Raw genomic sequence first — 24,467 nt, 5'->3', positions numbered from 1 at the left:
CGGTACTAATAACCCGTAAGCTTATGTACGCGCACGCCCCCTCCGGGGGGCGGCACACTCTTTTTAACAGTAAACGATGCAAAAACGCATCCCTTTTCCCTCTATGTCACGATATTTTCCTGGAGCGAGTCCAGGATGACACAGACAGGGCCTTTCCCTGGAATGTCACAAAACTAAGGTGGTTACAGCGACGGGGCTCACCTCTTACCTTTCCGAACAGAGAAGTTAAGCCCGTTTGCGCCGATGATACTGCAACGCGGGAAAGTAGGTCGCCGCCTTCTTACAGAACCCTCCACAATAACGTGGAGGGTTTTTTTATGCGCTAAATCAATGTCCTTGCTACTATTTTAACGTATAAGTAATCACCATACCTATTATTTATTTATATCTTGAATTGCCATCAATCCTGGGCTAGCAATGAAAACGACCTATACCGTATTAGTAGGAATATTGTTACTGGCAGCAGCCGTATTTTTCTTCTTTCCTAAAGGAGAAGATAGTACGGATTCTATTCAAGAAAAGATGGTTTTAATTCCCTCGGGACCAACTGCATCCAAAATACAAGCTTTTTATATGGATGTTCATCCCGTTACCGTTATGGAGTTTAGATCATTTATAGATGCGACAGGCTATGAAACGAGTGCTGAAACTTTTGGCGATGCCGGCGTCTTCGATTATGAAACGGGACGCTGGTCATTGAAGAAGGGTGCCAATTGGGAATATCCACAAGGTAGGGATCAGCCCAAAGCTCCAGACAATCACCCCGTAACTCAGGTTTCTTGGTATGACGCCAAGGCCTATGCAGAGTGGGTAGGCAAAAGATTGCCTGCAGAAGCCGAATGGGAACATGCCGCCAGGAATGGAGGACAAATTGATGATGCCATCTATCCTTGGGGAAGCAATACTGTAAAGGAGAATGATACCTATAAAGCTAATGTATGGCAGGGCATATTTCCGTTGTACAATAGTGTAGGTGACGGTTACAAAAATACTTCTCCCGTCGGTGTTTTCGGTAAAACAGAACTGGGGTTGGAGGATATGGCGGGAAATGTTTGGGAATGGTGTAACGATTGGAAAACATCAGATGCCGATCCTGAATCGACAAATGAAATGGAAAAAATCCAACGAGGAGGATCCTTTCTATGTGACACTAAAGTGTGTCATGGATATACCGTTTATGGAAAAAGTAGTTCTACCCCAGAAACTTCCCTTATGAATCTGGGTTTTAGATGCGTTAGGGATAAAAACTGAAAAAGATTACTGCCATTCTCATTGGCATGATTCACTAAACACAGATTTCCTAAAGCTATCATAAATAATCACATTTCGTGAAGCAAAAGATTTTTGGAAAACATATATGGATTAAATTTGCATCAAATTTGCTGTATGTATACGAAGAGAGAAGAATTTTGGAACACACTAACACATGGATTAGGTGTTTTGTTGGCGATTACAGGGCTTGTTGTACTATTGGTTAAGGATACCCATGAATCCACTTATAGCACATTAAGTATTCTATTTTACGGGATTTCCCTTATCCTACTATACTTGGCTTCTACCTTATACCATGCCATACCTTGGAAGCATTGGAAATCTACCTTACGGAAGCTAGACCATATTAGTATTTACCTCCTTATTGCGGGAACATATACGCCAGTAGCCCTTATATCCCTTATTGATGGAAATGGTTGGACCATTTTCTGGACCGTTTGGATCATAGCGGGTATCGGGACATTACTGAAAGTTTTCTTCACAGGGAAGTTTGAAGCAATTTCATTACTGCTATACCTTGTGATGGGTTGGCTCATCCTGTTCGATTTTACCAATGTCGTGGAAGCACATTCTACTTTTGGTCTTACCCTGTTAGCGCTGGGAGGTGCGGCCTATACATTAGGAATTGTATTCTATGTTGTCGAGAAAATCCCATACAACCATGCCATATGGCATCTATTCGTGTTGGCGGGGAGTATTTTTCACTTCTTCTTTATCCTCTATGATGTGATCTAAGACTTTATGTAGTCTTCAAAATCCCACCAGACTAGTTCTAACTTTTCCATGGTATCCTTTAAAAATAGCATGGTTTCCTGCCAGGAATTTTTGTTATGAACGGAGACTCCCTGTATTTGTACATAGATGGTTGCAATCTCCTTTCCATTGGGAAGGATATATGAAGGTTCAAAATGAAGGTCGGGGATGGCTTCCAGCAGTATCGATTTAATGGAAAGAAATTTTTCAAACAATTCTTTTCTCCTCTCTAGATCCGATTGCTCGAAATCTATGGAAACACGCGCATATTTCCTTTCAAAATGGAATTTAAAAGATAAATCCTTCACTTTGGTATTATAAAGGATCCACTTTCTGGGAAAAGACTTACCAAAGGAAATCCAAAACTCCTGACGGATTCTTTTAGATTCTTCTTTACTGAACATTAGACAAAATAAGCTAGAACGATTCCGAGAATTATGGAAAGTAGTTTCACTAAATTGAACTTGTGGTCTTTACTGCTTTCAAACAAAATAGTAGTAGATACGTGAAGAAAGATACCAATGGCTATAGAATTGATTGGGACAGCATATTCCTTGAGCAAATCAATTTCGGTAGAGAACCAAGTCCCCAATGGTGTCATACAAGCAAAGAGGAATAGGAATACTAGGGTTGTAGCCCTTCCGAAATTGGCTCTTTGAAAAAACAAAGTCAGTATGATAACGATGGGTATTTTATGAACGATAACACCCACAAGCATACTTTCGTTATGGGTCACTGGAAATCCTTCTAATAGGGCGTGAATGGCCAAACTAAAAAAAAGCAGCCATGGAAAGGAGGTTTGCGTAGTACTTATGTGAACGTGACCATGCTCGGCACCTTTGGAGAAAAAGTCCAAAACAATTTGAAGCAAAATCCCCAGCATGATGTACAACCCTATGTGCTCATTCTCGCTTTCGAAGACTTCGGGAAGTAATTCAAAAAGGGTGATTGACAGTAGAAAAGCTCCACTAAATGCCAATATTTGCGGCATTTGCTTAATCCCTTTTTTCTGAAAGAAAACAGCAATACCATAACCCAATACAACGGCAAGGAAAAGTAAGAGATAAGACATTAGTTAAATATAAGGATTAATCGTTCAGAATTTTCTTCGTTAAATGGGTTCAGATCATAGTCACCAAAGCAATGGAGCAATTGTGCTTCAACTTTGTCGAAATAGGATTCGAAATCCGAAAGTGTCAATGCACGTACCTTTTCAGTAAACTGAAAGTGTTGCCCATCATCTTCAAATTGTATCCGTTTGGTAATATGCTCCGTATCCATATGTTTTTCAATATGAAATAATATACCGCCCACCTCCTTCGTTTCCTTAGTAACAAAACTCTGTTTTACGTGTGCGACATTCAAGAAGTCGATAACACCGTAGCCACCTTTCTTCAATTCCGATTTAATTGACCTAATCGTTCTTAAATTGTCCTCTTCAGCCTCGAAATATCCAAAACTGGTAAAGAGATTGAAAACAGCATCAAATTGTTTAGGAAAGGGCAGGCACATATCATGCTGCTGAAACAACAGGGATTCATTTTCGAATTGCCTTGCAAACTTTATATTTTCCAGAGACAGGTCTACACCCATAACACGGTATCCCAATTCATTGAGATACACCGAATGCCTTCCACGACCACAGGCAAGATCCAAAATTTCGGCCTTTACCGGAAGTCTTAGGAAAGAAGTAAGCTTATCCATGAACCGCTGAGCTTCCTGTTTATCCCTATCCTTATAGAGAATATGGTAGTATGGTGTATCAAACCATGACGAATACCAACGATGTTCTGCCTCTTTTCGCATTCCTATTATTTTCAGGTGCTAAAATAGGTTATTTTTGCAGCATTGAACAATGAAGTACTATGGGAAAAAACTTTAAAATGCTGGCCAAAACTCTATTTGGTTTAGAAGACCTTCTGGCCGAAGAACTTCGTAAACTAGGAGCGTCTCATGTAGAGAAGGGGGTACGCAGTGTTTCTTTTGAAGGGGACATTGGATTTATGTACAAGGCAAATCTCTGCTGTCGAACGGCAATCAAGATTCTCAAACCCATTCATGCGTTCAATGTCTTTACGGAAGAAGATCTTTATAAAAAGGTGTATACCCTTCCTTGGGAAAAGTACATGGACGCTGAAGGAAGCCTCGCAGTGGACGCTACCGTCTTTTCAAAAAAGTTTACCCATTCCAAGTATATAGCACTTAAAACCAAGGATGCCATCGTGGATCGTTTTCGAGATAAGGAAGGGGTTCGCCCCGATGTAGATTTGGATCACCCCACTTTAAGAATAAATGTTCACATAGATAGAAACATCTGTACAATTTCCTTAGATAGTTCTGGAGAGTCGCTTCACAAAAGGGGGTATAAAGTGGAGAATACCTACGCACCCATTAATGAAGTATTGGCAGCGGGAATGGTGATGCTTTCGGGTTGGAACGGGCAATGTGATTTTCTGGATCCCATGTGTGGTAGTGGGACTATACTTACCGAAGCTGCTATGATTGCCTGTAACATTCCACCAAACCTTAATAGGGATGAATTTGGTTTTGAAACTTGGCCCGATTTCGATGTGGATTTATATGAATTGATAGAAAACGCTGCACTTAAGAAGATCAAGGATTTCCATTTCAAAGTATATGGTTACGATAAGGACGGTCTTTCGACCAAAAAGGCGCGAAGAAATGTGAAGAGCGCGAATCTGGACGATTTTATAGAGATTGAAACCAAAGATTTCTTCGAAAGCGAAAAAGAATCTGAACGCTATATGTACCTTTTGTTCAATCCGCCTTATGACGAACGATTATCCATAGACGATGTATCCCAATTTTATGGTGATATAGGGAATACCTTAAAAAGAGGATATCCTGGTTCGCAGGCTTGGATGATTACCTCTAATATGGAGGCGCTGAAACATGTAGGCTTAAGGCCTTCCCGAAAAATAAAGCTCTACAATGGTAAATTGGAGAGCAAATTGGTGAAATACGACCTCTATGAAGGAAGTAAGAAAGCCAAAAAACAGCCTATCTCTTAAGAATAGGAATTAAGTACGAGATTCCATAACCGTATCCGACCCCGAATTGACTGGAATCATAGGTTCTGTTGAATCCAGGAATGATGAGATTGTCGAAATTATCGGGTTTATCTTCGCTAATCTTTCGCTTTAATTGCAGGTTGATGGAAAGATATAGATTATTGAAAATCTCGGTTTTCACGCCAAAAATGAATTCGGCCCAGCTTGCCGTTAGCCCAGTAGTTTCCTGTGAAGTATTCACAATTTCGGTAGGGAAGGTAATGTCTGTGGTAAAAATGCCATAACTAGTGAGTTCTTGAGAAAACGTTGCGAATCCGTAACGCAGTCCCGCATAAATAGCATTGTCCATACCCAACCAATTGTTGTAGGCATTATAGTCGGCACCCAATTTAATGTAGCTGCCCTTAGCCGTAGCCGTTAGGTTTTCTTCATCCCAATCGCGTGTTTCATTGCCAATTTCGGCAGCGGCAAAGAATTTTTTCGAAAAGCGAAGATCCCCCATTACTTCAAACCCTGTATAACCATCCTCGAAAGCGGTTCTTGCTAGCTTAGAAAGATCGGCTCCCACACGGATTCCATATTTTTCGATTCTTTTCGGAATGGAATCGGTATCGGCGGATGTTGTTTGGGCCATTAGAGAAGAAGACCCAAGCCATAGACTAATGAAAAATAGTAAGATGTGCTTCGATCTCATCCTCGATGGTTGTTTTTTGTATTGTAATATCTTGTATCCAATTCGATGCCTCATCTTCAAGATTCGCATTAAAATCGTTGAAAATGACTTTAAAAGCGCAGGCTCTGTTTATGTAAATATCCTCCCGTGTATAGTTGAAGGTTAGCAAATCAGTGTCCATATTGGTATCATCGTTGCTATTGGCAATAAATTGATATTCTGTAAAAGTAGCTTCTGTATTTAAGGGTAGCGAAATCAAAGTGTCCGAAGTAGTACTAACGAATACTTCTGTGTTGTCCGCATCGGTAAGCAATACCTTTAGGCTTTGAACCGCCTTACTTTCGGTATTGTTATTGGCATCCTTAAACTCTATAACCAACAGAGGAGTGGTGGGAATTCCTTGTTCGCAGATGTCATCTTTGGTACATGACAAAACGCTTACTAAGGCAAAGCAAATCCAAATGAGCTTCTGTTTCATAGACTATCCTCTCTTTTCCAAAAGTACAACATTTTCTACGTGATGGGTTTGCGGAAACATATCCACTGGCTGAACCTTTGTCACCTTATACGCATGATCCATGAGGGCCAAATCCCTCGCCTGTGTTGCACTATTACAACTTACATAAACGATTTTCTCGGGATTTAGTGTAAGCAATTGCGCTACGACATCCTTATGCATTCCGTCTCTCGGAGGATCGGTGATCACAACATCGGGATGTCCATTTTCGGATATAAACTGATCATTGAATATGTTTTTCATATCGCCAACAAAGAATTCTGCATTTTCAATTCCATTATTCTTTGCATTCTCCTTGGCTGCAGTAATGGCATCCGGCACCGCTTCAATACCTACTACCTTTTGCGCTTTTTTGGCTACGAATTGTGCAATGGTGCCCGTTCCGGTATAGAGGTCGTACACCAATTCATTGCCTGATAAAGAGGCAAAGTCCCTAGTGACTTTATACAGTTCATAGGCTTGCTCACTATTGGTTTGGTAAAAGGACTTGGCATTGATTTTAAATTTCAATCCTTCCATTTCTTCAAAAATGTGATCACGTCCATGGAAGCAGATTACTTCTTGGTCATAAATGGTGTCGTTTCCTTTACTATTTATGACGTACAAAAGGGAAGTGATTTCTGGAAACGCCTCCTTCACAGCGTTGAGGATAGCTTCCCGAAGTGCCTTGTCTTCATAAAAGAACTGAATGAGTACCATAAGTTCACCTGTACTGGAGGTACGGATCATTAAGGTTCTGAGCATTCCTTCCTGATTGCGGGTATTGAAAAACGGAATCTGCAGTTCTTCAGCTTTCGACTTCACAAAGTTCCGTATGGCATTGCTGGGATCCCTTTGTAGGTGACACATTTCAATATCCAAGATCTTATCCCACATACCAGGGATATGAAATCCCAAGGCATTTCTATTGGTAACGACTTCGTCACTTTCTATTTGTTCTTGGGTAAGCCATTTGCTATCGCTGAAGGAAAACTCCATTTTGTTGCGATAGAAATAGGTGTCTTTAGATCCAATAATAGGTGAGATAGGAGGGAGCTGGATGCCTCCCAATCGGCTCAAGTTGTTTTCAACCTCCTTTTGCTTAAAGTGAAGTTGATGCTCATATCCCATATGTTGCCATTTGCAACCTCCACAGGTTCCAAAGTAGGAGCAAGCTGGTTCTACCCGTTTGTCGGAGAGCTTTTCAAACGAAATGGCTTTGCCCTCATAATACGATCTGCGCTTTTTGTGGGTTTGCACAGTAACCACGTCACCTGGCACCGCATTATCAATAAAAACCACACGGCCATCTGCGGCCTTGGCCACGGCCTTGCCTTTGGCCCCAGCATCGATCACTTCTAAATTTTCTAAAATTACTCGTTTGTTACGTCTTGCCATGGGGGCAAAAATAAAGCTATTTCTATTAAAAATAGCTTTACAAAGTCAGGTTATGTGGTTTGCAATTATATAGTTTACACCAATGATTAAGTGACTTTTTAAAAAAAGGATGTTAGGGGTATGAATTACAGGGTCATACCCGACAAATAGGTTTTTAGTTGTCCCCACGGAATACAATCCAGCGCTGCACCACACCGTCGTAAACAAGGATGGTACCACGTCCTGGCTTTAGGATAACATCTTGGTCTAGAAAAAAGCGGTTTTCGGGATCGGACGAAGCGGCGTTTCCTTCACTATACAATGTAAGCTCATGGGTGGCCGACAAATTATATATTTGAATGGACTTTCCGTGTGCTCCACCATCGATTCCAGAAATATAGGCGTCTGTTGCTATAGCGCGGTCAATGCGATAGATATCAATAAAATTATTGACCCCAAGGAGTTGAAAATCGGCATTGTGATTTTGTTCGGCAGGTAACGTTAAAGTGATAAACTGTTTCCCTTTGGGATCCAGGCGAACCCAGCGACTTGTAATCCAATAGTAATAACCAGGAAACACATCGTTCACGGTATTGGTGTTGTAGACAAGGGTCCCGTCCGCCAAAGTGGGTCCGGAAAGGGAATTGTTCACTACAGGCGCCGCCACAGTGGTGTTAGTAAGGGCAACCTTGGGTAGCACCACTCCTTGTGTAGTGCTTACCACTTCTAGTATTCCCTGTGGATCGGTGGTACCAATACCAACTTGGGAGAAAGCATGGTAACTTATTAATAGAAGGGTAATAAGTAAGGGGCGTAGATTTAGTTTCATTGGTGTACTGTTTTTGTTCACTTAATAAGATATTCTGGGGTATATATTTTGCGTTTATAATTGTGTAATGCAGAATGGCTAAGGGAAGTCTCCTTATGTCGCTGGGCACTTCTTGTATTAATCGTGTTTAACGTTAGGTTCGTAACATGGATTAAATTTCCAGCAAGGGTCCTTCCCTTACCCTCTTTTGTAGTAATGGCGGCGCTGGAGGTAAAAGGTAGTGTTGGCCCCTTATTTACCTCCACAAGGGTGAGTGGGGATAGGAACACCCTCACATCGCCATTATAAAAATTATGGGTTTTTATGGTATACCAATCGGGTAAATCAGTTTTAGAATTTCTTGTATGAAAATCTGCCGCCCTATGGTATTGAAGGGAGAACCCATTATATTCAGAGGAGTTCTCTATAGAATTTTGGCCTACACTAAACGGAATAAAAGTGACAAAGGAACAATAAAGCACTATACAGGCCAACGCATTGCAGCGGGGGCATCTTTTCATGGTTATTTACGATTTTGGGACGAACTACTCTATGATCAACGTAATCTAGGTGAGGTTGAATACTAGGGTGGGGATGGGTGCTTTATTGTTAGGTTTGTTTGTAGGATAAATCCTTGAGATCAAACTAGTTCGATAGATTAATTGTAATTTTATGGGTTATGCTGTTATAATTTACTGGTTTAACGTAATTTTTAGTTATCCTAAAATTATAAAAAACCCATTTTAACAATTTTCATTTTATACATCAATTGTTGCATTTTGTACACTCAAAATGCATTTTTTCGCATATGATGGAAATCACCCTTCTATTTACTCTTGGAAGCCAGAACCATTTTTGCCGTAAAATTCTATTGAAGGTTATTTTATCAACGGTTGAAAATAATTCTGTAACATATTTCTGCTTTAAATTTATTGTTGAAAAATGAACCTTTTTCAAACTTCTTCGTCTAGAAGGTAGTAGTCTGTATGAGTACATCCAAAAAAATAATCGATGCCCTTCTGGTTCTAAAGATCCAAGGTGGGAGCCAAAAAGCAATGGCATTGCTGGTAAAACGTTGGCATGGAAAATTTTGCAGGCATGCTTACGGCTATACAAAGGACTTGGATGAAGCGAAGGATATAGCCCAGGATAGTTGGAAAATCATTTTACGGAAACTCAATCAGCTACGGGATGCCGGTAGCTTTGGGAGTTGGGGGCTTAGTATTGTTACACGGGTTTCTATAGATAGAATCCGAAAGGAAAAGAGGAATAAGGAACATTTAAAACTACATTATGATACATTTAATTCAAATACTGACCGCGGTAGTTCTTTGGTTCATGACGACCGTATAAAGATGTTGCGGAAGGCTATGGCCGAGCTGCCCGAAAACCAGAAAGTTACATTACAACTGTTCTATCTGGATGGATTTAGCATCAAACAAATAGGGGACATATTACAAGTTCCTCCAGGAACCGTTAAGTCTAGACTTTTTAAGGCTAGGGAAGCATTGAAAAAAACTTTAAAAAATAAGAATCATGAAAAATAAAATGGAAGAAATAGATGAGTTGATAAAAGATACATTGTCCAAAGAGGAAGCCCAATTTTACGACCAACTGGACGAACAAAATGTTTTCGAAATGATGAGGGGGCTTTTCGTAACTAGAAATCGATGGTTTATCGTACTGGTTAATATTGTGAACCTTGCCGGTTTTGCACTGTTTATTTTTTGTCTCGTACGCTTTTTTCAAGCCGAAACAACCAAGGATATTATCATGTGGACATCTGGGGGATTTTTAGGCCTCATGATCACAGGAATGCTCAAGTTATTTATGTGGTTGCAGATGGATAAAAACGCAATTCTACGAGAGTTAAAACGACTGGAATTACAGGTTTCTTCGCTGGCTGGAAAAATGTCCCAATAGTCTTTTTTGAAGCAATTAATATTTATTAATTTGCGCCCAAGGATGATTTCTCTCCTGCGCTGAATTTTTGGATATCCCCAAGGAAACAAAGGCACAGTAGGAATTGATTTAATTTTTACTTTTTTAAATTTTTACGTTATGTCAGTAGCAGAAAAAACCCTTTCACAGCAAGCCATTGATTTAGAGAACAAGTATGGGGCACACAACTACCATCCACTACCTGTGGTTTTGAGTAGAGGAGAAGGTGTCTATGTTTGGGATGTTGATGGCAAAAAGTACTACGACTTTTTATCGGCATACTCTGCCGTAAATCAGGGACATTGCCATCCTAAAATTGTTGGGGCCATGACCAACCAGGCTCAGACCCTTACTTTAACTTCCAGGGCTTTCTATAATGATATGCTCGGGAAGTATGAAAAATACGCTTCGGAGTATTTTAATTTCGATAAGCTCTTACCGATGAACACCGGTGCAGAGGCCGTTGAAACCGCTCTTAAGATTTGTAGACGTTGGGCATACGAAAAGAAAGGCATTTCAGAAAATGAAGCGCAGATCATTGTTTGTGAGAACAATTTTCATGGAAGAACAACTACAATTATTTCCTTTAGCAACGATCAGGTAGCCCGTAAGAATTTTGGCCCTTACACCCAAGGTTTTATAAAGGTGGAATACGATAACTTGGAAGCATTGGAAAGTGCTTTGAAGAGTAACAATAACATTGCTGGTTTCTTGGTAGAGCCCATTCAAGGGGAAGCAGGTGTGTATGTTCCTTCAGATGGATATCTAACGGCGGCCAAAGCATTATGTGAGCAGTACAATGTACTTTTTATTGCAGATGAAGTACAAACTGGGATTGCCCGTACGGGTAGATTGTTGGCTACATGCGGTAATTGTACCTGTGAGAACAAAGATTGTAGCGGAACTCCAGAAGTGAAACCCGACATCCTTATTTTGGGGAAAGCTTTGAGTGGGGGCGTGTATCCTGTATCGGCTGTATTGGCCAACGACCCTATCATGAATGTGATTACTCCAGGATCTCATGGTTCTACTTTTGGTGGTAATCCTATTGCGGGTGCAGTGGCCATGGCTGCATTGGATGTTGTGAAGGAAGAGGGATTGGCAGAAAACGCCGATCGTTTGGGTAAATTGTTCCGAAGTGAACTAAACAAGTATATTGAGAATAGCGATATCTGCACCTTGGTTCGCGGAAGAGGACTTCTTAATGCCATCGTAATTAACGACAGCGAGGAAAGTGATACTGCTTGGAATATTTGCTTACGTTTACGAGACAATGGATTGTTGGCAAAGCCTACACATGGAAACATCATTCGATTTGCCCCTCCATTGGTAATGAACGAAGAAGAGTTGATGGATTGTGTATCTATCATTATCAATACTTTGAAGGAATTCGAATAGAATAAACTTTAATAAATGAAAAAGGCGACCTGTAGGTCGCCTTTTTTTATGGATTTAGAATCTAATTACATTCCATATTTTTCCAAAAGTTCTTGGTTCATATTCATGATACCTTCGGAACCTAAAGTGGCAAACAACCAAATTACATATCCTAGGTAAAGAATATTAAGTACTAGACCTATATAAGCCAGTATTTTACCGGTTTTCACATTTTGGAACCCAGAGTATTGCTCCGGATTCTCCATGTAAAGGGCTGTTGCCTTCTTAGCCATTACAAGAGCAATGATCGCAAAGATGAGACCAAGTACTCCGTAGCAACAACAGGTTACAATAGAGATGATTCCGAAAACCAATATGAGGGTCGAATTGGGTAATTTTTGTTTCTCCATAATTTGTTCAGTTAGTTATTAATAATGATCTAAAATAGTGAAATAATTGACAATTTCTTTATGTAAATGTTAATTAAACATAGTTGCTCATTTTAACGATATAACCAATAACGATAATCAACAGATTTGCAATGATAAGAACCATTTTTATAATTCTGGCGTGCTTTATCGTTACGAAGAAGTTAAGTATTAAAAAGAGGGCTAAAATAAAGAGGGTATAGATGGCGGGATACATTTTAAAAGCCGCCACAAACTCACCCCTAAAAAGAAGGACCGCAGCACGTTGTATGCCGCAGCCCAAGCAATCTATTCCGAAAAGTTGCTTGTTAAGACAAGGTAGCATGTGTTCTTCCATGTCCTAACAATATATAAATATTATTTATTAAATACGTTGATTTTGTAATCTACTTTTAAGTTGTCTACAGTGGTTAAACGAACCAAGTATACACCGTCTGCAAAGTTACCCGTTGGGAAGCTTAATCTACGTTGTTTTCCTAGGTTTCGCTGCAGTGTCACCAGCTTACCTCCCATATCATAAATGGCAAGTTCCTTAACATCATATCCTTCCGGATTGTCTACTTGTAATTCGCGAATAGGATTATTCTGTACGAAATTTACACTTTCCATTAGGCGATCTTGCTCTTTGGCGATCAAATCGTCAATGGTGCCTCCTTCATAAGGTCCTTGATCAGGATTGTCTGCTGCTCTAAAAGTAATATAAAAGCGATCTGTATATACACCAGGGGCTAAAACTCTTGTCGAGATTTCTCCTCCAGAAATTTGCTCGTATGTGTTTGCCTGCTTGTCGTGCAAATAGGCAGTTAAGTAAGGCACATTAATTTCTTCTATAGTTTTCACTTCCAAGCTCATCTCTTCTTGTAATTGGAAAACAATAGGTACTTCAACTCTTGGATCGTGGAAAGGAATGGTTTGGATTACCAAATTTCTTTGTGCATCTGGATTTTGACCTTGCCCGCTTCCGCTTCCAGGTCCAACATGCATTTGCATATAGGCCTCGGCAACGGCACCATCCATGGGGTGTCTAGCATCCATTCCTCTATCGAAACCATAGGTTGCGGATTCATGGAAAGCCAATACCATATCACGGAAATGAGTTCCATCGTCGAAAATCGTATGAATACGCATTTGCGGAGTGTAGTTAGAATAATCTATGGTTGGGATATCATCAGACGAGGAGTCATCACCATTACCTTGGTCATCATTCCCATCATCATCATTTCCACCATCATCATTATTTAAAATAGGGCCAAAGCCCGCTGCTCCATTTTTTCCATTGTCTTCCATAATTCTCCATTCGGAATTATTGGCAGCCCCTTCTTTCACATATTGTCTGTGGCTATTCTTTATGGTTATGAATCCGTCATCCGGATTTAAGGGATCTGCAACAATCATAAACCCTTGTCCAATAGGAGCAAACCTTCTTTCTACAGATAATGGAGTATATCCCGTAGCTGTAGAAATAGGCGCACCATTACCATCATAGTTCATGAAGGTAGGTACTGTATAAATTCCGGGGTCGGCATCGTCCATTTCTGGTCCAGGGACCCAAGTCCCATAGCCTCCTTTATTTTGGAAATAGGAATGTGAATTAACGGATCTATCTTCATCCCAGTAACGGAATTCTGAAATCTCAACATTGTCAGGATCGTAAAATACGTCTTTTAAATCCAAGGCCGAAGGGTAAGGGTTTCCCGTTAATGTAAAATAGTAATAAGTACCATCAGTCCAAGCTACGTCATTCGTCTGAACTGGGAGGGTAATGTCTCCATTATTGGGACGTCCTCTAAAATCGTATGTTTGGTTGTTGGCATCTTGATACACCGTAGTTCCATCACCCGAGTTGGTTTCATTGGTTCCTTTCATGGTGAAACCATAACCAGCAGGAACTCTGTGTCCTGTTCCACCCCACAACCATCTTTGATTGGTCACATCCCAGTAATCGTACCAACGGGTAGAAATCGTAAGCGGGTTGGACCACCCATTGTGTGCTGGTGTTGTGGCAGCTTGGGTTGATTCTGTAAGCGTTTGCACTTCGTACATTCGCTTGAGTGCAAAAGTCTGATTCCCAGTCCCTCCTGTGTGCGTTACGGGGGAGCACCAGAAGTTGTAGTCATAAGCATCACTGTTGCTGTCCTGATACACAGAAAGGAATCCCGTACCCAAATTGGTAGTACTTCCAGACTCACCTTGAATGAGTTGTGCATCATTACGCAAGTAGATACTCGCTTCGGTCGTTGGATCGTTATTGTTACGAACCAAATTCACTTCTTCTTCTACATAAAGAATCTGATCATCTACAAAGACGTAAGAGTCTGTACTGGAAGAAGCATTAGGAGTAACGTACAACTGAGCATTTACCACGCCAATTGTACATAGCATAGCTAGTGATAGTAGTAGGTTTTTCATACTTTTTATGTTTAAAAGGAAGATAGTTATGGGGGTAACTATCAACATATTGATGTAAAAATAGACTTTTTTTTTAAATGGCTACACAATATTGTACGAAATTTCCGTTGCTTTGGATTTAAATTTCGACGAAAAACATATTTATCCGATTAAATATTCATACAATTTATGCACCTTTGACCTATGAAAATTGGAGATCATGTATTTGTCTTAGATGACACTATTGCTGGGATGGTAACGAAAATAGCAGGAGATGACGTTACTATAACTACCGAAGATGGGTTCGAGATGAATTTCTCGAGATCGGAACTTGTTGTTAGCCAGAAAAATACACCAATTGACAAAAATATTGACATTGACAAAATTTCTGTCATTATTTTGGAAAAAGAGGGCCAAAAACGCTCCAAAACCAAACGTATAAAACCCAAGGAAAGAACCCTTCCTGCTATGGAAGTGGACCTGCATATCCATCAACTGGTGAAGTCTTCTAAAGGAATGTCCAATTATGATATGCTTTCATTACAGGTGGACACGGCCAAAAGGCAGTTGGATTTTGCCATTTCAAAGCGCATTCAAAAAGTTGTATTTATCCATGGAGTGGGTGAGGGCGTGCTCCGAGCTGAATTGGAATACCTTTTCCATAGATATGATAACATCAAATACTATGACGCGGATTTTCAGAAATATGGAAGAGGGGCGATAGAAGTGTATGTCTATCAGAACAAAAAGCCTTAATTCTCTGGAAAATCAGGCGTTACCGTAATAATTCCCGTTAGGATATCATCGATATTGCCCATATCGAAAGTTTCGAAGGTGATTTGCTCATCACCATTCACCAAAATCAGGTTATTGATAAGCAATGTCATGTTGCTGTTGAAGTTATAGGAATGCTCCCTAAATTGATCAACAACAACCGAGTCTGAGATGTTGTCGTTAAGGTAATTGGGTACTCCAGAGGTGTCTGTGCTGTAGCTCAAAGGATCTAGGGTTCCATTGGCTTCGTAACGGGTTAGTACCCCATCGCCATCGTCGTCTATATCCAAATAATCCGGTGTGCCATCACCATCGGTATCCCTAGGATTATCAGGGTCTCCGCCTATTTCGGAAGCGGTAGGGACATTGTCACCATCATCGTCGTTATCATAAAAATTGGGAATTCCGTCGTTGTCCAAATCGCCAGTACCTTCTTCCATATTATCCTCAGAAGCCACAAAAACAATAGAATCATCATCGTCGAGCCCCGTAACCGTGGTCAAAGAGGCCGTTCCGGCGTTTCCAAAATATTCTATAGAGATGGATGGATCGGAGGGAGGCACTTCATTACAGAAATAGGTATTGGTCACCGTACTATTGAAAATACGGTAGTTCACAAAGTTTGTGGAAGCGTCTAAGGTAAATGTCCGTGTTCCAGACTCCAAAAACAACTGATCGCTGGTGCCCAATCGCAAGGAAATAGTTTCGGTACTTCCCGAATTGATTTTGAAGAAAACATAACCTCCCGCTTCACCGCAATCCTGCAAAGTACTATCATCAAAATCAAAAGAAGTAACAATGACATCCCCATCATTACAACTCCATGAAAAAAAGCCCAAAATAAAGGCCCAAAAAAGTAGTCGGAATCTTACCAAAATGTTTGACATAGCACAAAGAAACACATTCTTTTCTAATACTACCAACGGATAAATATTTTAATATGTATTTTTGCCCAAATTCAACAAAAAACAAACCAAGCTTCTAACCCCTTATGAAAAAAGTATATTTCGACAGCGCCGCTACAACCAAGCTTCGTAACGAAGTGATTTACTGTATGACGGAAGCGCTAAAAGTTGAATACGGAAACCCCTCATCTACACATTCTTACGGAAGGTCAGCTAAATCTTTACTTGAAAATTGCAGAAAAGACATTGCGAAGCATCTAAATGTAGCCGCCGGTGAGATTATTTTTACTTCTGGAGGGACCGAAGCGGACAATCTTATCCTAAATAGCTGTGTACGTGATTTGGGGGTAGAGCGCATTATTTCCAGTAAAATTGAACATCACGCTGTATTGCATACCATCGAAGAGTTAGAAGCTAAATATGGTATTGAGGTTTCTTACGTGAATTTGGAAGATTGTGGGCATGTGGATTACGAGGATTTGGAAAATCTACTGAAAGATACTTCCAAAAAGACCTTGGTGAGTTTAATGCATGTGAACAATGAAGTAGGGAATATCTTAGACATTAAGCGTACCGCGTTACTATGCAAAGAATACGATGCGCTGTTCCATAGTGATACAGTACAGAGTGTTGGGCATTTTGAGTTGGATTTTGAAGAAATCCCGATCGATTTTGCCGCGGTTGCTGCTCACAAGTTCCACGGACCTAAAGGAGCCGGTTTTGCCTTTATACGCAAGAATACAGGGTTAAAGTCTTTGATCTATGGTGGCGCACAGGAAAGAGGCCTAAGAGCCGGTACAGAAGCAGTATACGCTATTGCGGGTATGGCCGAAGCCTTGAAAATATCCTATCAAAACTTAGCGGAAGAAAAAGCCTATATTACCGATTTGAAAAACTACTTCAAGGCTGAACTTAGCTCGAAAATAGAAGGAGTTTCGTTTAACGGTTCTTGCGATGATAACGAAAGAAGTACGTATACCTTGCTAAATGTGTGCTTGCCAGTAACTCCCGAAAAAGGAATGATGCTACTATTCCAAATGGATTTAAAAGGAATTGCTTGCTCTCAAGGAAGTGCTTGTCAAAGTGGTAGTACAGGAGGATCGCATGTATTGAATGCCATTCTTTCTGAAGAGGACAGAAAAAAACCTTCCCTTCGTTTATCCTTCTCCAGTTTCAATAACAAGGAAGAAATTGACTACGTTGTAGAGGTGCTTAGCGAGTTCGTAAACTCCTAGAACTTCGCGGTTACCCGAACATTAAATACCCTTGGCGTTAAGAAGTTAGGGATGGCGTACTGTACTTTGGTGTATACGTCCCTTACGAAGGTGTTGGTAATGGAGTTTTGTACATCGAAGATATTGAAGATCTCTGCACCAATAGTCAACTCCTTAAAGGGTTTGAACAGCCCACTATCCTTGCGTTTTTTATCATGTATAAGCACATAGTTTACCCCTAAATCGGCACGCCTGTAGTCCCGCAGTCGGGTTTGGAAATCGTAAGGGTCTGCATAGCTAGGGGAGCCTCCAGGAAGTCCTGTATTGTATACAAGGTTCAAATAAGCCTTCAAGTCAGGAATTACCTTTACGTAATCCTGAAATAGCACTCCAAACTTCAGACGTTGATCTGTAGGCCTAGCAATATAGCCCCGATCATCAATGTTTTCTTCTGTTTTCAAATACCCAAAACTCACCCAGCTCTCAGTACCGGGAACAAATTCTCCGGCAAGGCGTAGATCTAGTCCATAGGCATAGGCTTCGGCATTGTTTCGGGCTCGGTATCGGATCCGGACGTTTTCGATCGTATATGGGTTCACATCCGTCAATTTCTTATAGTATACCTCGCTGTTCAAGGTAAATGCACGTCCCCAGAGGTCGAAACTGTAATCATTCCCCAATACCACATGAATGGATTGCTGGGCTTTTACTCCAGGTCTAACCGTTCCGGTAGAATCCCTTAGCTCTCGATAGAAGGGAGGTTGGTGGTACAGTCCCCCAGAAAGACGGAAGAGCATGTCCATGTCCCAATTGGGCTTCAACGTTACTTGGGCTCTTGGGCTTACTACCGTTTGTGTCTTACTTTGGATACCATCGCCGCTCACCGTCCAGTTTTGTGAACGCACCCCAGCATTTAACCAAAGTTCACTTTCCCCAATATTGGTAAGCTTACTCCACTGGGCAAATCCAGAAATACGGTCGATCTTCGCATTGTTCTGTGCCCGAATCGATGAAAAGGGAACAATAGGTGCATCGTAAGGCACGTAAGGTTCATTGTTCGGTAAATCGAGAACAGGAGGTCGAATGGAGAATCCGGCAGAATCGATTACTTCGAACTCTTGCACACGGTCTCTAATATCTTCATGGGTGTATTTTACGCCATATTCTATGATGTGATCGTCAATATTTAGAGTCCCACGGTGTTGTGCATTCACGATAAGTGCATCCAGATCGTTACGGGCATGGGTTAATTGACTTCCAATTCCTTCGGCAAACTCTACTTCTCCCAAATCTTCATCACCAATATTCGTATTTACCTGTCCTAACAAGTAGCGGGCTTGAATGTCGAAATATTCCTGTTCTGTGGTCTGGTAGATAGATCCAATGAACTTGGCTGTATAGTTTTCTGAAGGCACATAAGTTCCCTTCAGCGCTCCGAAATAGGTATTATAACGGTCTTCTTCTTGGCCTTCATAAAATACCAATAAGGCCACAGGGTCGGTAATGGTTCCGAAGTTGGTTTGTCTCGTTAAAGGCTCATATTGGTAATCGTTCACAGAGATATTACCCAATACGCCTAATTCAAATTTATTACTGAATTTGTATGTGAAGTACGTTTGTGCATCTGCGAAAGTAGGGCGGAAGTTGGTTTCCGTTTGCTTGGCGTCTACGAACAAGCTGTTATCGCGATAACGGAGTCCAACGATACCCGTAAGGCGTCCGTTGGCCGATTTGCCTCCTAGAGAAGCACTAGCACCTAAAAGACTGGCGTCTACCGAAGCCTCGAACCCTGTGGGCTGTCGATAGGTAATATCCAATACCGAAGAAAGCTTGTCTCCATATTTGGCCTGAAACCCTCCTGCAGAGAAATCTACACTGGAAGTTAGGTCGGGATTTACAAAGCTCAGCCCTTCCTGTTGTCCGCTACGGATAAGGAAAGGGCGGTATACTTCGATTTCGTTTACATATACCAAATTTTCGTCGTAGTTACCTCCACGCACCGAATATTGGGTACTCAATTCATTGTTATTGCTTACCCCTGGAAGGGAAGTAAGTACATTTTCTACCCCCGCATTGGCTCCGGGAATACGCCGAACGGCTTCCGGACTAATTGAGGTAATACCTTCAACCCGTTTCCGCTTCTTGGCATCGATGACGACTTCACCAAACTGTTCCACATCTACTTGTAGAGATGGATTGAACTCATAATCTTCATTAGCGGCCAAGGAAATGGTAAGCTGCGCGTCCTTCAGTCCTAAATAGGAGTAGGTGATAACTACGTTTTGATTTGCAGGTATTTCTAACACATACGCACCGTTAAGGTCGGTTTGTGTTCCCGTTTCGCCTGCAATTACATTTACGCCGTTTAGCGGTTGATTATTTTCGTCGAGAATAATCCCTCTCACAGTGGCTGTCTGTGCTTGAACAAATCCAATAAATAGTAAGAAGAATAGCTGCGGCAGTAAATATTTTGTTTTCAAAAGCGAATATTATAGTTGTTTTCTGAAAAAAGTTGCTTCAAATGTAGTACTATTTCCCACATTATCCACGACAATTACTTTCAATTTGTTTTCGGCTTCGGTGATGATATTATCGTCGAAATCATAAACTAAAACGTCTTTTTTGTAATCATATTCTGTGAGAATGAATTTTCCGTTTATTGTAGCCCTGTAGGTGCCGATACCACTGGCATCATCTTCAATTTTCAATATGAGCGTTTCATTCTTGCTAATCCATTTTTCATCCTGAAAGTTGGCAGGTTCAATGGTAGGGGCAATGGTATCTCTACCCAATACGTAGGTGCCAAACCTTCGGGTCTTGGCCGAAAGTTTCTTTCCGTTGCGATACGTTGTATAGTATATAGGAGGCTTGTTGTAGTTATATCTTCCTATATACAATTTCCCCATGTCTTCTTTGGTGTAGTTGGAAGCATCGAAGGAAAGCGTCATGTTTTTGTGTAAGGGGACCACGTCTTCATGGAGCTTAAGCGTATCTACGTCGGCTTGAATATTCAAATACGTATCCTCGTAGAGGCTTTCTGCTGGAATGTAAATGCTGAATTTTCCTTTGGTAATGGAGTTCCCTTGATTGTGAACCACAAAATCTAAGTTCTCATCCATCACCAATGGATCTGTGATCTCTTGTTGTTTTCCAGTGACCGGAATGGTAACCACGGTTTTGTTTTTCTGAAAGTCGAGTATTTCTATTCGGAATACAGAAGAGAAGCCATCTTCTACCGAAACATAGCCTTTACCCACTTCATTGATGATAACACTCAGTGGATTGTTGGGCTCACGGAATAATTTCTGAACCCTTACTTTGTTCTTTTTGTAGTATCCATAGTCGATATAGCGATTCAAGTAACGGGTTTCGGAAAAGGAAAAACGGTTGAATTGTACCTTATAGGTTTCCTCTCCGTTGAAGAAAGCAGTGATAATATAGGAACCGTTCTTGTTGGATGCCCCGTCGTGCTGGTCGTTGGTGGATACTCCGAAGCCAAGAGTGCCTAAGGCTTCTATACCCTCAGCTCGATAAGAACCATCCTTTTGCTTGGTTAAGCGCAGTTTTTGTGGCTTTTGTGAACCATTTACATGGGCATCTTCACCGGAAGGATACACCATAATAGCATTGACCAAAGGATCTTTATTGTCTGCAATATTGATCCCAAAAAGCATAGGGTTCATAGGTCGGGAAGAGGCATCACGAATCTCGTAATGCAGGTGTGGACCACCACTACTTCCTGTGTTTCCGGTATATCCAATGATATCTCCCTTGGAAACGGGAAGCACTTCAGGTTCGGGAAATAGTTCAATTTGAAACTCTTCCTTTTCGTACTGTTTCTTTTTCACATACTCTTGAATGGCGCCCGCATAGGCATCTAAATGCGCATACACGGTATTGTAACCATTGGGGTGTGTGATGTAAAGGGCCTTTCCGTATCCGTAGTGGGCTACTTTAATTCGCTTCACATAACCATCGGCAGGAGCGTAAATGGGAAGCCCCCGTCGTTGTTGTGTTTTAATGTCGAGGCCGCTGTGAAAATGGTTACTTCGTAGTTCGCCAAAGTTCCCCGAAAGGATCAAGGGAATGTCAAGCGGATTGTCAAAATAATCGGTGGGGACATTTTGTGCATGGATTTGAATCCCAAAAAGGAGTAAAAGCAAGAAATAAGATCTCATAAAAATTCTAATTGTCTATAAATTAAAGGGGAGATTCAAAAAATATTGCAAACCTAATCAATAATACAAAAAAAAGGCAAAAACTGTTGGCATATTGGGGCTACAATGTTAACTTTGTGTAATAAGTATTGAATAAAACCGTTAATGTCCAACCTTGTTGAAATTGTTGATTCTCTAGAAAATAGAATTAGTAAATTGCTTCATCGATATGAAAAGCTGAAGCATAAAAACCAAAAACTAGAAGCCGAGTTAACAGTTTTAAAGGAGCTAAACGAGAAAACCCAGGAAGAGGTGACTCACTGGCGAGAAAAGTGTGGATCGTTGAAATTGGCAAATTCATTACTTGGCAGCGACCAACATAAACGAGATACGAAACTCAAAATAAATGCTTTAGTTCGGGAAATTGACCAATGTATTAGTCAACTCTCCGAATAACATAAAAATAATGTCAAACCCGTTAAAGATTAAACTCTCTATTGCGGATAGGGTCTATCCACTAACCATCGATCCGGCCCAAGAAGAAGGGCTGCGAAAGGCCACAAAGAAGATAGAGGAGATGATTAAACGATTTGAGCAAAGTTACGCAGTGCGGGATAAACAGGATGTACTGGCCATGTGCGCACTACAGTTTGCCGCTCAAGTAGAACAACGGGGAATAGACAAAATGAACGACCAACAGCAAATAGAAGAAAAGCTCGAGGCTTTAAATCATCTGTTGCAAGATCATTTAGCATAACGTTCTTTAAAATAGATAAAGGTACTGCCTACATTAATACTATTTTTTGGTAAACTCAACACGAATTCTTTAAAAAGGGTGAGTTGAAGTTGTAAAAGCGCGCCGTCTTTGAGCGGATTCTTGACCAGCTTGTTAGCCCTAAACTTGTTTTAAGGAGTTTATTCAAAAACACAATATTAGTGTAGGCTTTTTTTATACACTAACTTAAACTTATATGGACAATATAATTACTATCGCAATAGCCGCCGTTGCAGGTTTGGCCGTTGGTTTTATCATAGCGAAGATGCTGGAGAAAAGCAATGCTTCCCAAGTGATAAAATCGGCCAAGAAGAACGCAGCTTCTATTGTGAAGGGAGCCAAAAGTGAAGCCGAGGCACTCAAAAAAGATAAAATACTTCAGGCCAAGGAGAAGTTCATCGAACTCAAGGCCGAACACGAAAAAGTAATCCTGAACCGTGACAAGAAGATGGCAGAGGCCGAAAAGCGTACACGCGATAAGGAGTCCCAAGTGTCCAACGAACTTTCCAAAAACAAAAAGCTCAACTCCGAGTTGGATCACAAATTAAAAGAGTACGACAACCGTCTTACTGTGCTTGATAAAAAGAAATCGGAAGTAGAGAAGATGCACCGAAGCCAAATCGAACAGCTGGAGGTTATCTCCTCACTTTCTGCCGAAGATGCCAAGGCGCAACTTCTTGAGAGCTTGAAGAGCGAAGCTAAAACCGATGCCATGGCCTATGTGCAAACCGCTATGGAAGAGGCCAAGATGACGGCACAACAAGAAGCCAAGAAGGTGATTGTAAACACCATTCAACGTATTGGAACCGAAGAGGCGATCGAAAACTGTGTGTCTGTTTTCAACCTGGAAAGTGATGACGTAAAGGGACGTATCATTGGTAGGGAAGGACGTAACATTAGAGCTATTGAAGCGGCTACTGGAGTAGAGATCATTGTAGACGATACACCCGAGGCGATCATTCTTTCCTGTTTCGATTCTGTACGACGTGAAATTGCTAGATTGTCCCTTCATAAATTGGTTACGGATGGAAGAATCCACCCGGCCCGTATCGAAGAAGTGGTTCGTAAAACACGCAAGCAAATCGAAGAAGAGATTATTGAAGTAGGAAAGCGCACCGTGATCGATTTGGGAATTCATGGACTTCACCCAGAACTGATTAAAGCCGTTGGAAGAATGAGATATCGTTCTTCATACGGTCAAAACCTATTGCATCACTCCAGAGAGGTAGCTCGTTTGTGTGGCGTTATGGCTTCTGAATTGGGATTGAATGCGAAGCTTGCCAAAAGAGCGGGATTGCTACACGATATTGGTAAAGTACCGGAAGCGGAGACAGAAACCCCTCACGCCATCCTTGGAATGCAGTGGGCTGAGAAATACGGTGAGAAAGCCGATGTTTGTAATGCCATTGGAGCGCACCACGACGAGATTGAAATGAATAACCTGTTATCTCCTATTGTTCAGGTGTGCGACGCCATTAGTGGCGCACGTCCAGGAGCGAGACGTCAGGTGTTGGATTCTTACATACAACGACTGAAAGACCTAGAGGACATTGCCTTTGGATTTAACGGTGTAAACAAAGCCTACGCCATTCAGGCAGGTAGGGAATTACGTGTGATCGTGGAAAGTGAAAAAGTAAGTGACGACAAAGCGGCACAGCTTTCGTTCGAAATTTCACAGAAAATCCAAACGGATATGACTTATCCGGGACAGGTAAAGGTTACCGTGATTCGCGAAACCCGTGCGGTTAACATCGCCAAATAGATTAGACGAAACAATAATTTAAAAGCTTCTTGGCGGACCTCTTATGAAACGGAGGTAGTCTTAGGAGCTTTTTTTATTTTCCTTTCCATCCGAATGACCTTTATTATAGATGCAATAAGAATAGATAAGATGATGTCAAAACAATAGGGATATCTATAAAAATAACCTGCAAATAGTCTGAAATCAATTTCTTGTGTCTGATTAGCCCAGAGCACACCATAATAAACACCGCACAATAACCATGGTGTAAAGCAAATAAGTATCCTTAAGAGCTTTCTTTCATATATACGGTTAACCATTAGCAACAAAATGGGTAGAAACCACAACCATCCTAT

25 protein-coding genes, 1 rRNA gene and 1 other RNA gene are annotated in these 24,467 nt (G+C 41.1%); 13 read left to right on the top strand and 14 right to left on the bottom strand.

The features are described 5' to 3' along the window. The first annotated feature begins 174 nt into the window (after positions 1–174). The 3 genes from rrf to trhA all read left to right on the top strand — a co-directional run bounded on the left by rrf (position 175) and on the right by trhA (position 2,007). Positions 175–281: ribosomal RNA gene (gene rrf / locus POV27_RS10160) — 5S ribosomal RNA — on the top strand. Between the two features lie 136 nt (positions 282–417). Further along, on the top strand, positions 418–1,251 hold the full coding sequence (locus tag POV27_RS10155; RefSeq protein ID WP_272862647.1) for an SUMF1/EgtB/PvdO family nonheme iron enzyme: 834 nt from the start codon (positions 418–420) through the stop codon (positions 1,249–1,251). A 135-nt stretch (positions 1,252–1,386) separates the two neighbouring features. Continuing rightward, on the top strand, positions 1,387–2,007 hold the full coding sequence (gene trhA, locus POV27_RS10150; protein WP_272862646.1) for a PAQR family membrane homeostasis protein TrhA: 621 nt from the start codon (positions 1,387–1,389) through the stop codon (positions 2,005–2,007). Here trhA and POV27_RS10145 read toward each other — a convergent pair. Genes POV27_RS10145 through POV27_RS10135 form a run of 3 tightly spaced genes read right to left on the bottom strand, consistent with a single transcriptional unit; the run spans position 2,004 to position 3,831 of the window. Then, on the bottom strand, positions 2,004–2,429 hold the full coding sequence (locus tag POV27_RS10145) for a DUF4268 domain-containing protein (RefSeq protein WP_272862645.1): 426 nt from the start codon (positions 2,427–2,429) through the stop codon (positions 2,004–2,006). The genes trhA and POV27_RS10145 overlap by 4 nt on opposite strands. Continuing rightward, positions 2,429–3,097, bottom strand: a complete 669-nt coding sequence (locus tag POV27_RS10140; RefSeq protein WP_272862644.1) for a ZIP family metal transporter — start codon at positions 3,095–3,097, stop codon at positions 2,429–2,431. The genes POV27_RS10145 and POV27_RS10140 overlap by 1 nt, the downstream gene beginning before the upstream one ends. Continuing rightward, positions 3,097–3,831 carry a class I SAM-dependent methyltransferase gene (locus POV27_RS10135; protein WP_272862643.1) on the bottom strand — a complete coding sequence of 245 codons (735 nt, stop codon included), beginning with the start codon at positions 3,829–3,831 and terminating at the stop codon, positions 3,097–3,099. Before POV27_RS10135 ends, POV27_RS10140 begins: the two co-directional genes overlap by 1 nt. Before the next feature lie 59 nt (positions 3,832–3,890). Between POV27_RS10135 and POV27_RS10130 the strand changes: the two genes are divergently transcribed. Beyond that, positions 3,891–5,057: a THUMP domain-containing class I SAM-dependent RNA methyltransferase gene (locus POV27_RS10130; protein ID WP_272862642.1), complete on the top strand. Its 1,167-nt coding sequence runs from the start codon at positions 3,891–3,893 to the stop codon at positions 5,055–5,057. Here POV27_RS10130 and POV27_RS10125 read toward each other — a convergent pair. The 5 genes from POV27_RS10125 to POV27_RS10105 form a co-directional block, all read right to left on the bottom strand. Continuing rightward, on the bottom strand, positions 5,047–5,751 hold the full coding sequence (locus POV27_RS10125; protein WP_272862641.1) for a DUF6048 family protein: 705 nt from the start codon (positions 5,749–5,751) through the stop codon (positions 5,047–5,049). The genes POV27_RS10130 and POV27_RS10125 overlap by 11 nt on opposite strands. After that, positions 5,717–6,208: a DUF6452 family protein gene (locus tag POV27_RS10120; protein WP_272862640.1), complete on the bottom strand. Its 492-nt coding sequence runs from the start codon at positions 6,206–6,208 to the stop codon at positions 5,717–5,719. Before POV27_RS10120 ends, POV27_RS10125 begins: the two co-directional genes overlap by 35 nt. A gap of 3 nt (positions 6,209–6,211) precedes the next feature. Beyond that, positions 6,212–7,624, bottom strand: coding sequence for a 23S rRNA (uracil(1939)-C(5))-methyltransferase RlmD (rlmD, locus tag POV27_RS10115; RefSeq protein ID WP_272862639.1), 1,413 nt, complete (start codon positions 7,622–7,624; stop codon positions 6,212–6,214). Between the two features lie 154 nt (positions 7,625–7,778). Further along, entirely contained in the window at positions 7,779–8,432 is a 654-nt protein-coding gene (locus POV27_RS10110; protein WP_272862638.1) for a hypothetical protein, read from the bottom strand. 17 nt (positions 8,433–8,449) lie between these two features. After that, a complete protein-coding gene (locus tag POV27_RS10105; RefSeq protein WP_272862637.1) occupies positions 8,450–8,932 on the bottom strand; it encodes a hypothetical protein in 483 nt (160 codons plus the stop codon). A gap of 465 nt (positions 8,933–9,397) precedes the next feature. Between POV27_RS10105 and POV27_RS10100 the strand changes: the two genes are divergently transcribed. From POV27_RS10100 to rocD, 3 genes are all read left to right on the top strand, one after another. Beyond that, a complete protein-coding gene (locus tag POV27_RS10100) occupies positions 9,398–9,958 on the top strand; it encodes an RNA polymerase sigma factor (protein WP_272862636.1) in 561 nt (186 codons plus the stop codon). Next, complete coding sequence (locus POV27_RS10095) at positions 9,948–10,334, top strand: DUF6768 family protein (protein ID WP_272862635.1); 387 nt, start codon at positions 9,948–9,950, stop codon at positions 10,332–10,334. Before POV27_RS10100 ends, POV27_RS10095 begins: the two co-directional genes overlap by 11 nt. 138 nt (positions 10,335–10,472) lie before the next feature. Next, positions 10,473–11,750, top strand: coding sequence for an ornithine--oxo-acid transaminase (rocD, locus tag POV27_RS10090; RefSeq protein ID WP_272862634.1), 1,278 nt, complete (start codon positions 10,473–10,475; stop codon positions 11,748–11,750). A 65-nt stretch (positions 11,751–11,815) separates the two neighbouring features. On the opposite strand, the gene POV27_RS10085 is transcribed toward rocD, so the two are convergent. The 3 genes from POV27_RS10085 to POV27_RS10075 form a co-directional block, all read right to left on the bottom strand. Next, a complete protein-coding gene (locus POV27_RS10085; protein WP_272862633.1) occupies positions 11,816–12,139 on the bottom strand; it encodes a CCC motif membrane protein in 324 nt (107 codons plus the stop codon). Between the two features lie 73 nt (positions 12,140–12,212). Next, positions 12,213–12,494 carry a DUF2752 domain-containing protein gene (locus POV27_RS10080; RefSeq protein ID WP_272862632.1) on the bottom strand — a complete coding sequence of 94 codons (282 nt, stop codon included), beginning with the start codon at positions 12,492–12,494 and terminating at the stop codon, positions 12,213–12,215. Between the two features lie 20 nt (positions 12,495–12,514). After that, entirely contained in the window at positions 12,515–14,566 is a 2,052-nt protein-coding gene (locus POV27_RS10075) for a T9SS type A sorting domain-containing protein (RefSeq protein ID WP_272862631.1), read from the bottom strand. Between the two features lie 183 nt (positions 14,567–14,749). On the opposite strand from POV27_RS10075, the gene POV27_RS10070 reads away from it, so the two are divergent. Continuing rightward, positions 14,750–15,301 (top strand): Smr/MutS family protein, encoded by a 552-nt coding sequence (locus tag POV27_RS10070; protein ID WP_272862630.1) that lies wholly within the window; start codon positions 14,750–14,752, stop codon positions 15,299–15,301. Here the strand turns inward: POV27_RS10070 and POV27_RS10065 are convergent. Next, the gene (locus POV27_RS10065; protein ID WP_272862629.1) at positions 15,298–16,194 is read right to left on the bottom strand and encodes a hypothetical protein; all 897 of its coding nucleotides are present in this window, start codon (positions 16,192–16,194) and stop codon (positions 15,298–15,300) included. The two genes, POV27_RS10070 and POV27_RS10065, sit on opposite strands and share 4 nt — an antisense overlap. Positions 16,195–16,310: 116 nt before the next feature. Between POV27_RS10065 and POV27_RS10060 the strand changes: the two genes are divergently transcribed. After that, positions 16,311–17,459 (top strand): cysteine desulfurase family protein, encoded by a 1,149-nt coding sequence (locus POV27_RS10060; RefSeq protein ID WP_272862628.1) that lies wholly within the window; start codon positions 16,311–16,313, stop codon positions 17,457–17,459. Here the strand turns inward: POV27_RS10060 and POV27_RS10055 are convergent. Together POV27_RS10055 and POV27_RS10050 are read right to left on the bottom strand one after the other, a co-directional pair. After that, positions 17,456–19,918 carry a TonB-dependent receptor gene (locus tag POV27_RS10055; protein WP_272862627.1) on the bottom strand — a complete coding sequence of 821 codons (2,463 nt, stop codon included), beginning with the start codon at positions 19,916–19,918 and terminating at the stop codon, positions 17,456–17,458. The genes POV27_RS10060 and POV27_RS10055 overlap by 4 nt on opposite strands. Positions 19,919–19,927: 9 nt before the next feature. Next, entirely contained in the window at positions 19,928–21,616 is a 1,689-nt protein-coding gene (locus POV27_RS10050) for a M23 family metallopeptidase (protein WP_272862626.1), read from the bottom strand. A gap of 144 nt (positions 21,617–21,760) precedes the next feature. On the opposite strand from POV27_RS10050, the gene POV27_RS10045 reads away from it, so the two are divergent. From POV27_RS10045 to rny, 4 genes are all read left to right on the top strand, one after another. Further along, positions 21,761–22,051 (top strand): hypothetical protein, encoded by a 291-nt coding sequence (locus POV27_RS10045; RefSeq protein WP_272862625.1) that lies wholly within the window; start codon positions 21,761–21,763, stop codon positions 22,049–22,051. 10 nt (positions 22,052–22,061) lie between these two features. Continuing rightward, entirely contained in the window at positions 22,062–22,352 is a 291-nt protein-coding gene (locus POV27_RS10040; protein WP_272862624.1) for a cell division protein ZapA, read from the top strand. A 53-nt stretch (positions 22,353–22,405) separates the two neighbouring features. Further along, positions 22,406–22,512, top strand: a non-coding RNA gene (gene ssrS / locus POV27_RS10035) — 6S RNA. A gap of 54 nt (positions 22,513–22,566) precedes the next feature. Next, positions 22,567–24,132 (top strand): ribonuclease Y, encoded by a 1,566-nt coding sequence (rny, locus tag POV27_RS10030; protein WP_272862623.1) that lies wholly within the window; start codon positions 22,567–22,569, stop codon positions 24,130–24,132. Positions 24,133–24,467: the final 335 nt, after the last annotated feature.

The sequence above is a fragment of the Aureisphaera galaxeae genome, assembly GCF_028561275.1.
Classification (GTDB): Bacteria; Bacteroidota; Bacteroidia; order Flavobacteriales; family Flavobacteriaceae; genus Aureisphaera; species Aureisphaera galaxeae.
This window is presented reverse-complemented; position numbering and strand designations above follow the sequence as displayed.

What these genes read in the sequence shown, in the direction of transcription:
- POV27_RS10155 (WP_272862647.1), top strand. Translation starts at nt 418, where the DNA reads ATGAAAACGACCTATACCGTATTAGTAGGAATATTGTTACTGGCAGCA.
- trhA (WP_272862646.1), top strand. Translation starts at nt 1,387, where the DNA reads ATGTATACGAAGAGAGAAGAATTTTGGAACACACTAACACATGGATTA.
- POV27_RS10145 (WP_272862645.1), bottom strand. Translation starts at nt 2,429, where the DNA reads ATGTTCAGTAAAGAAGAATCTAAAAGAATCCGTCAGGAGTTTTGGATT.
- POV27_RS10140 (WP_272862644.1), bottom strand. Translation starts at nt 3,097, where the DNA reads ATGTCTTATCTCTTACTTTTCCTTGCCGTTGTATTGGGTTATGGTATT.
- POV27_RS10135 (WP_272862643.1), bottom strand. Translation starts at nt 3,831, where the DNA reads ATGCGAAAAGAGGCAGAACATCGTTGGTATTCGTCATGGTTTGATACA.
- POV27_RS10130 (WP_272862642.1), top strand. Translation starts at nt 3,891, where the DNA reads ATGGGAAAAAACTTTAAAATGCTGGCCAAAACTCTATTTGGTTTAGAA.
- POV27_RS10125 (WP_272862641.1), bottom strand. Translation starts at nt 5,751, where the DNA reads ATGAGATCGAAGCACATCTTACTATTTTTCATTAGTCTATGGCTTGGG.
- POV27_RS10120 (WP_272862640.1), bottom strand. Translation starts at nt 6,208, where the DNA reads ATGAAACAGAAGCTCATTTGGATTTGCTTTGCCTTAGTAAGCGTTTTG.
- rlmD (WP_272862639.1), bottom strand. Translation starts at nt 7,624, where the DNA reads ATGGCAAGACGTAACAAACGAGTAATTTTAGAAAATTTAGAAGTGATC.
- POV27_RS10110 (WP_272862638.1), bottom strand. Translation starts at nt 8,432, where the DNA reads ATGAAACTAAATCTACGCCCCTTACTTATTACCCTTCTATTAATAAGT.
- POV27_RS10105 (WP_272862637.1), bottom strand. Translation starts at nt 8,932, where the DNA reads ATGAAAAGATGCCCCCGCTGCAATGCGTTGGCCTGTATAGTGCTTTAT.
- POV27_RS10100 (WP_272862636.1), top strand. Translation starts at nt 9,398, where the DNA reads ATGAGTACATCCAAAAAAATAATCGATGCCCTTCTGGTTCTAAAGATC.
- POV27_RS10095 (WP_272862635.1), top strand. Translation starts at nt 9,948, where the DNA reads ATGAAAAATAAAATGGAAGAAATAGATGAGTTGATAAAAGATACATTG.
- rocD (WP_272862634.1), top strand. Translation starts at nt 10,473, where the DNA reads ATGTCAGTAGCAGAAAAAACCCTTTCACAGCAAGCCATTGATTTAGAG.
- POV27_RS10085 (WP_272862633.1), bottom strand. Translation starts at nt 12,139, where the DNA reads ATGGAGAAACAAAAATTACCCAATTCGACCCTCATATTGGTTTTCGGA.
- POV27_RS10080 (WP_272862632.1), bottom strand. Translation starts at nt 12,494, where the DNA reads ATGGAAGAACACATGCTACCTTGTCTTAACAAGCAACTTTTCGGAATA.
- POV27_RS10075 (WP_272862631.1), bottom strand. Translation starts at nt 14,566, where the DNA reads ATGAAAAACCTACTACTATCACTAGCTATGCTATGTACAATTGGCGTG.
- POV27_RS10070 (WP_272862630.1), top strand. Translation starts at nt 14,750, where the DNA reads ATGAAAATTGGAGATCATGTATTTGTCTTAGATGACACTATTGCTGGG.
- POV27_RS10060 (WP_272862628.1), top strand. Translation starts at nt 16,311, where the DNA reads ATGAAAAAAGTATATTTCGACAGCGCCGCTACAACCAAGCTTCGTAAC.
- POV27_RS10050 (WP_272862626.1), bottom strand. Translation starts at nt 21,616, where the DNA reads ATGAGATCTTATTTCTTGCTTTTACTCCTTTTTGGGATTCAAATCCAT.
- POV27_RS10045 (WP_272862625.1), top strand. Translation starts at nt 21,761, where the DNA reads ATGTCCAACCTTGTTGAAATTGTTGATTCTCTAGAAAATAGAATTAGT.
- POV27_RS10040 (WP_272862624.1), top strand. Translation starts at nt 22,062, where the DNA reads ATGTCAAACCCGTTAAAGATTAAACTCTCTATTGCGGATAGGGTCTAT.
- rny (WP_272862623.1), top strand. Translation starts at nt 22,567, where the DNA reads ATGGACAATATAATTACTATCGCAATAGCCGCCGTTGCAGGTTTGGCC.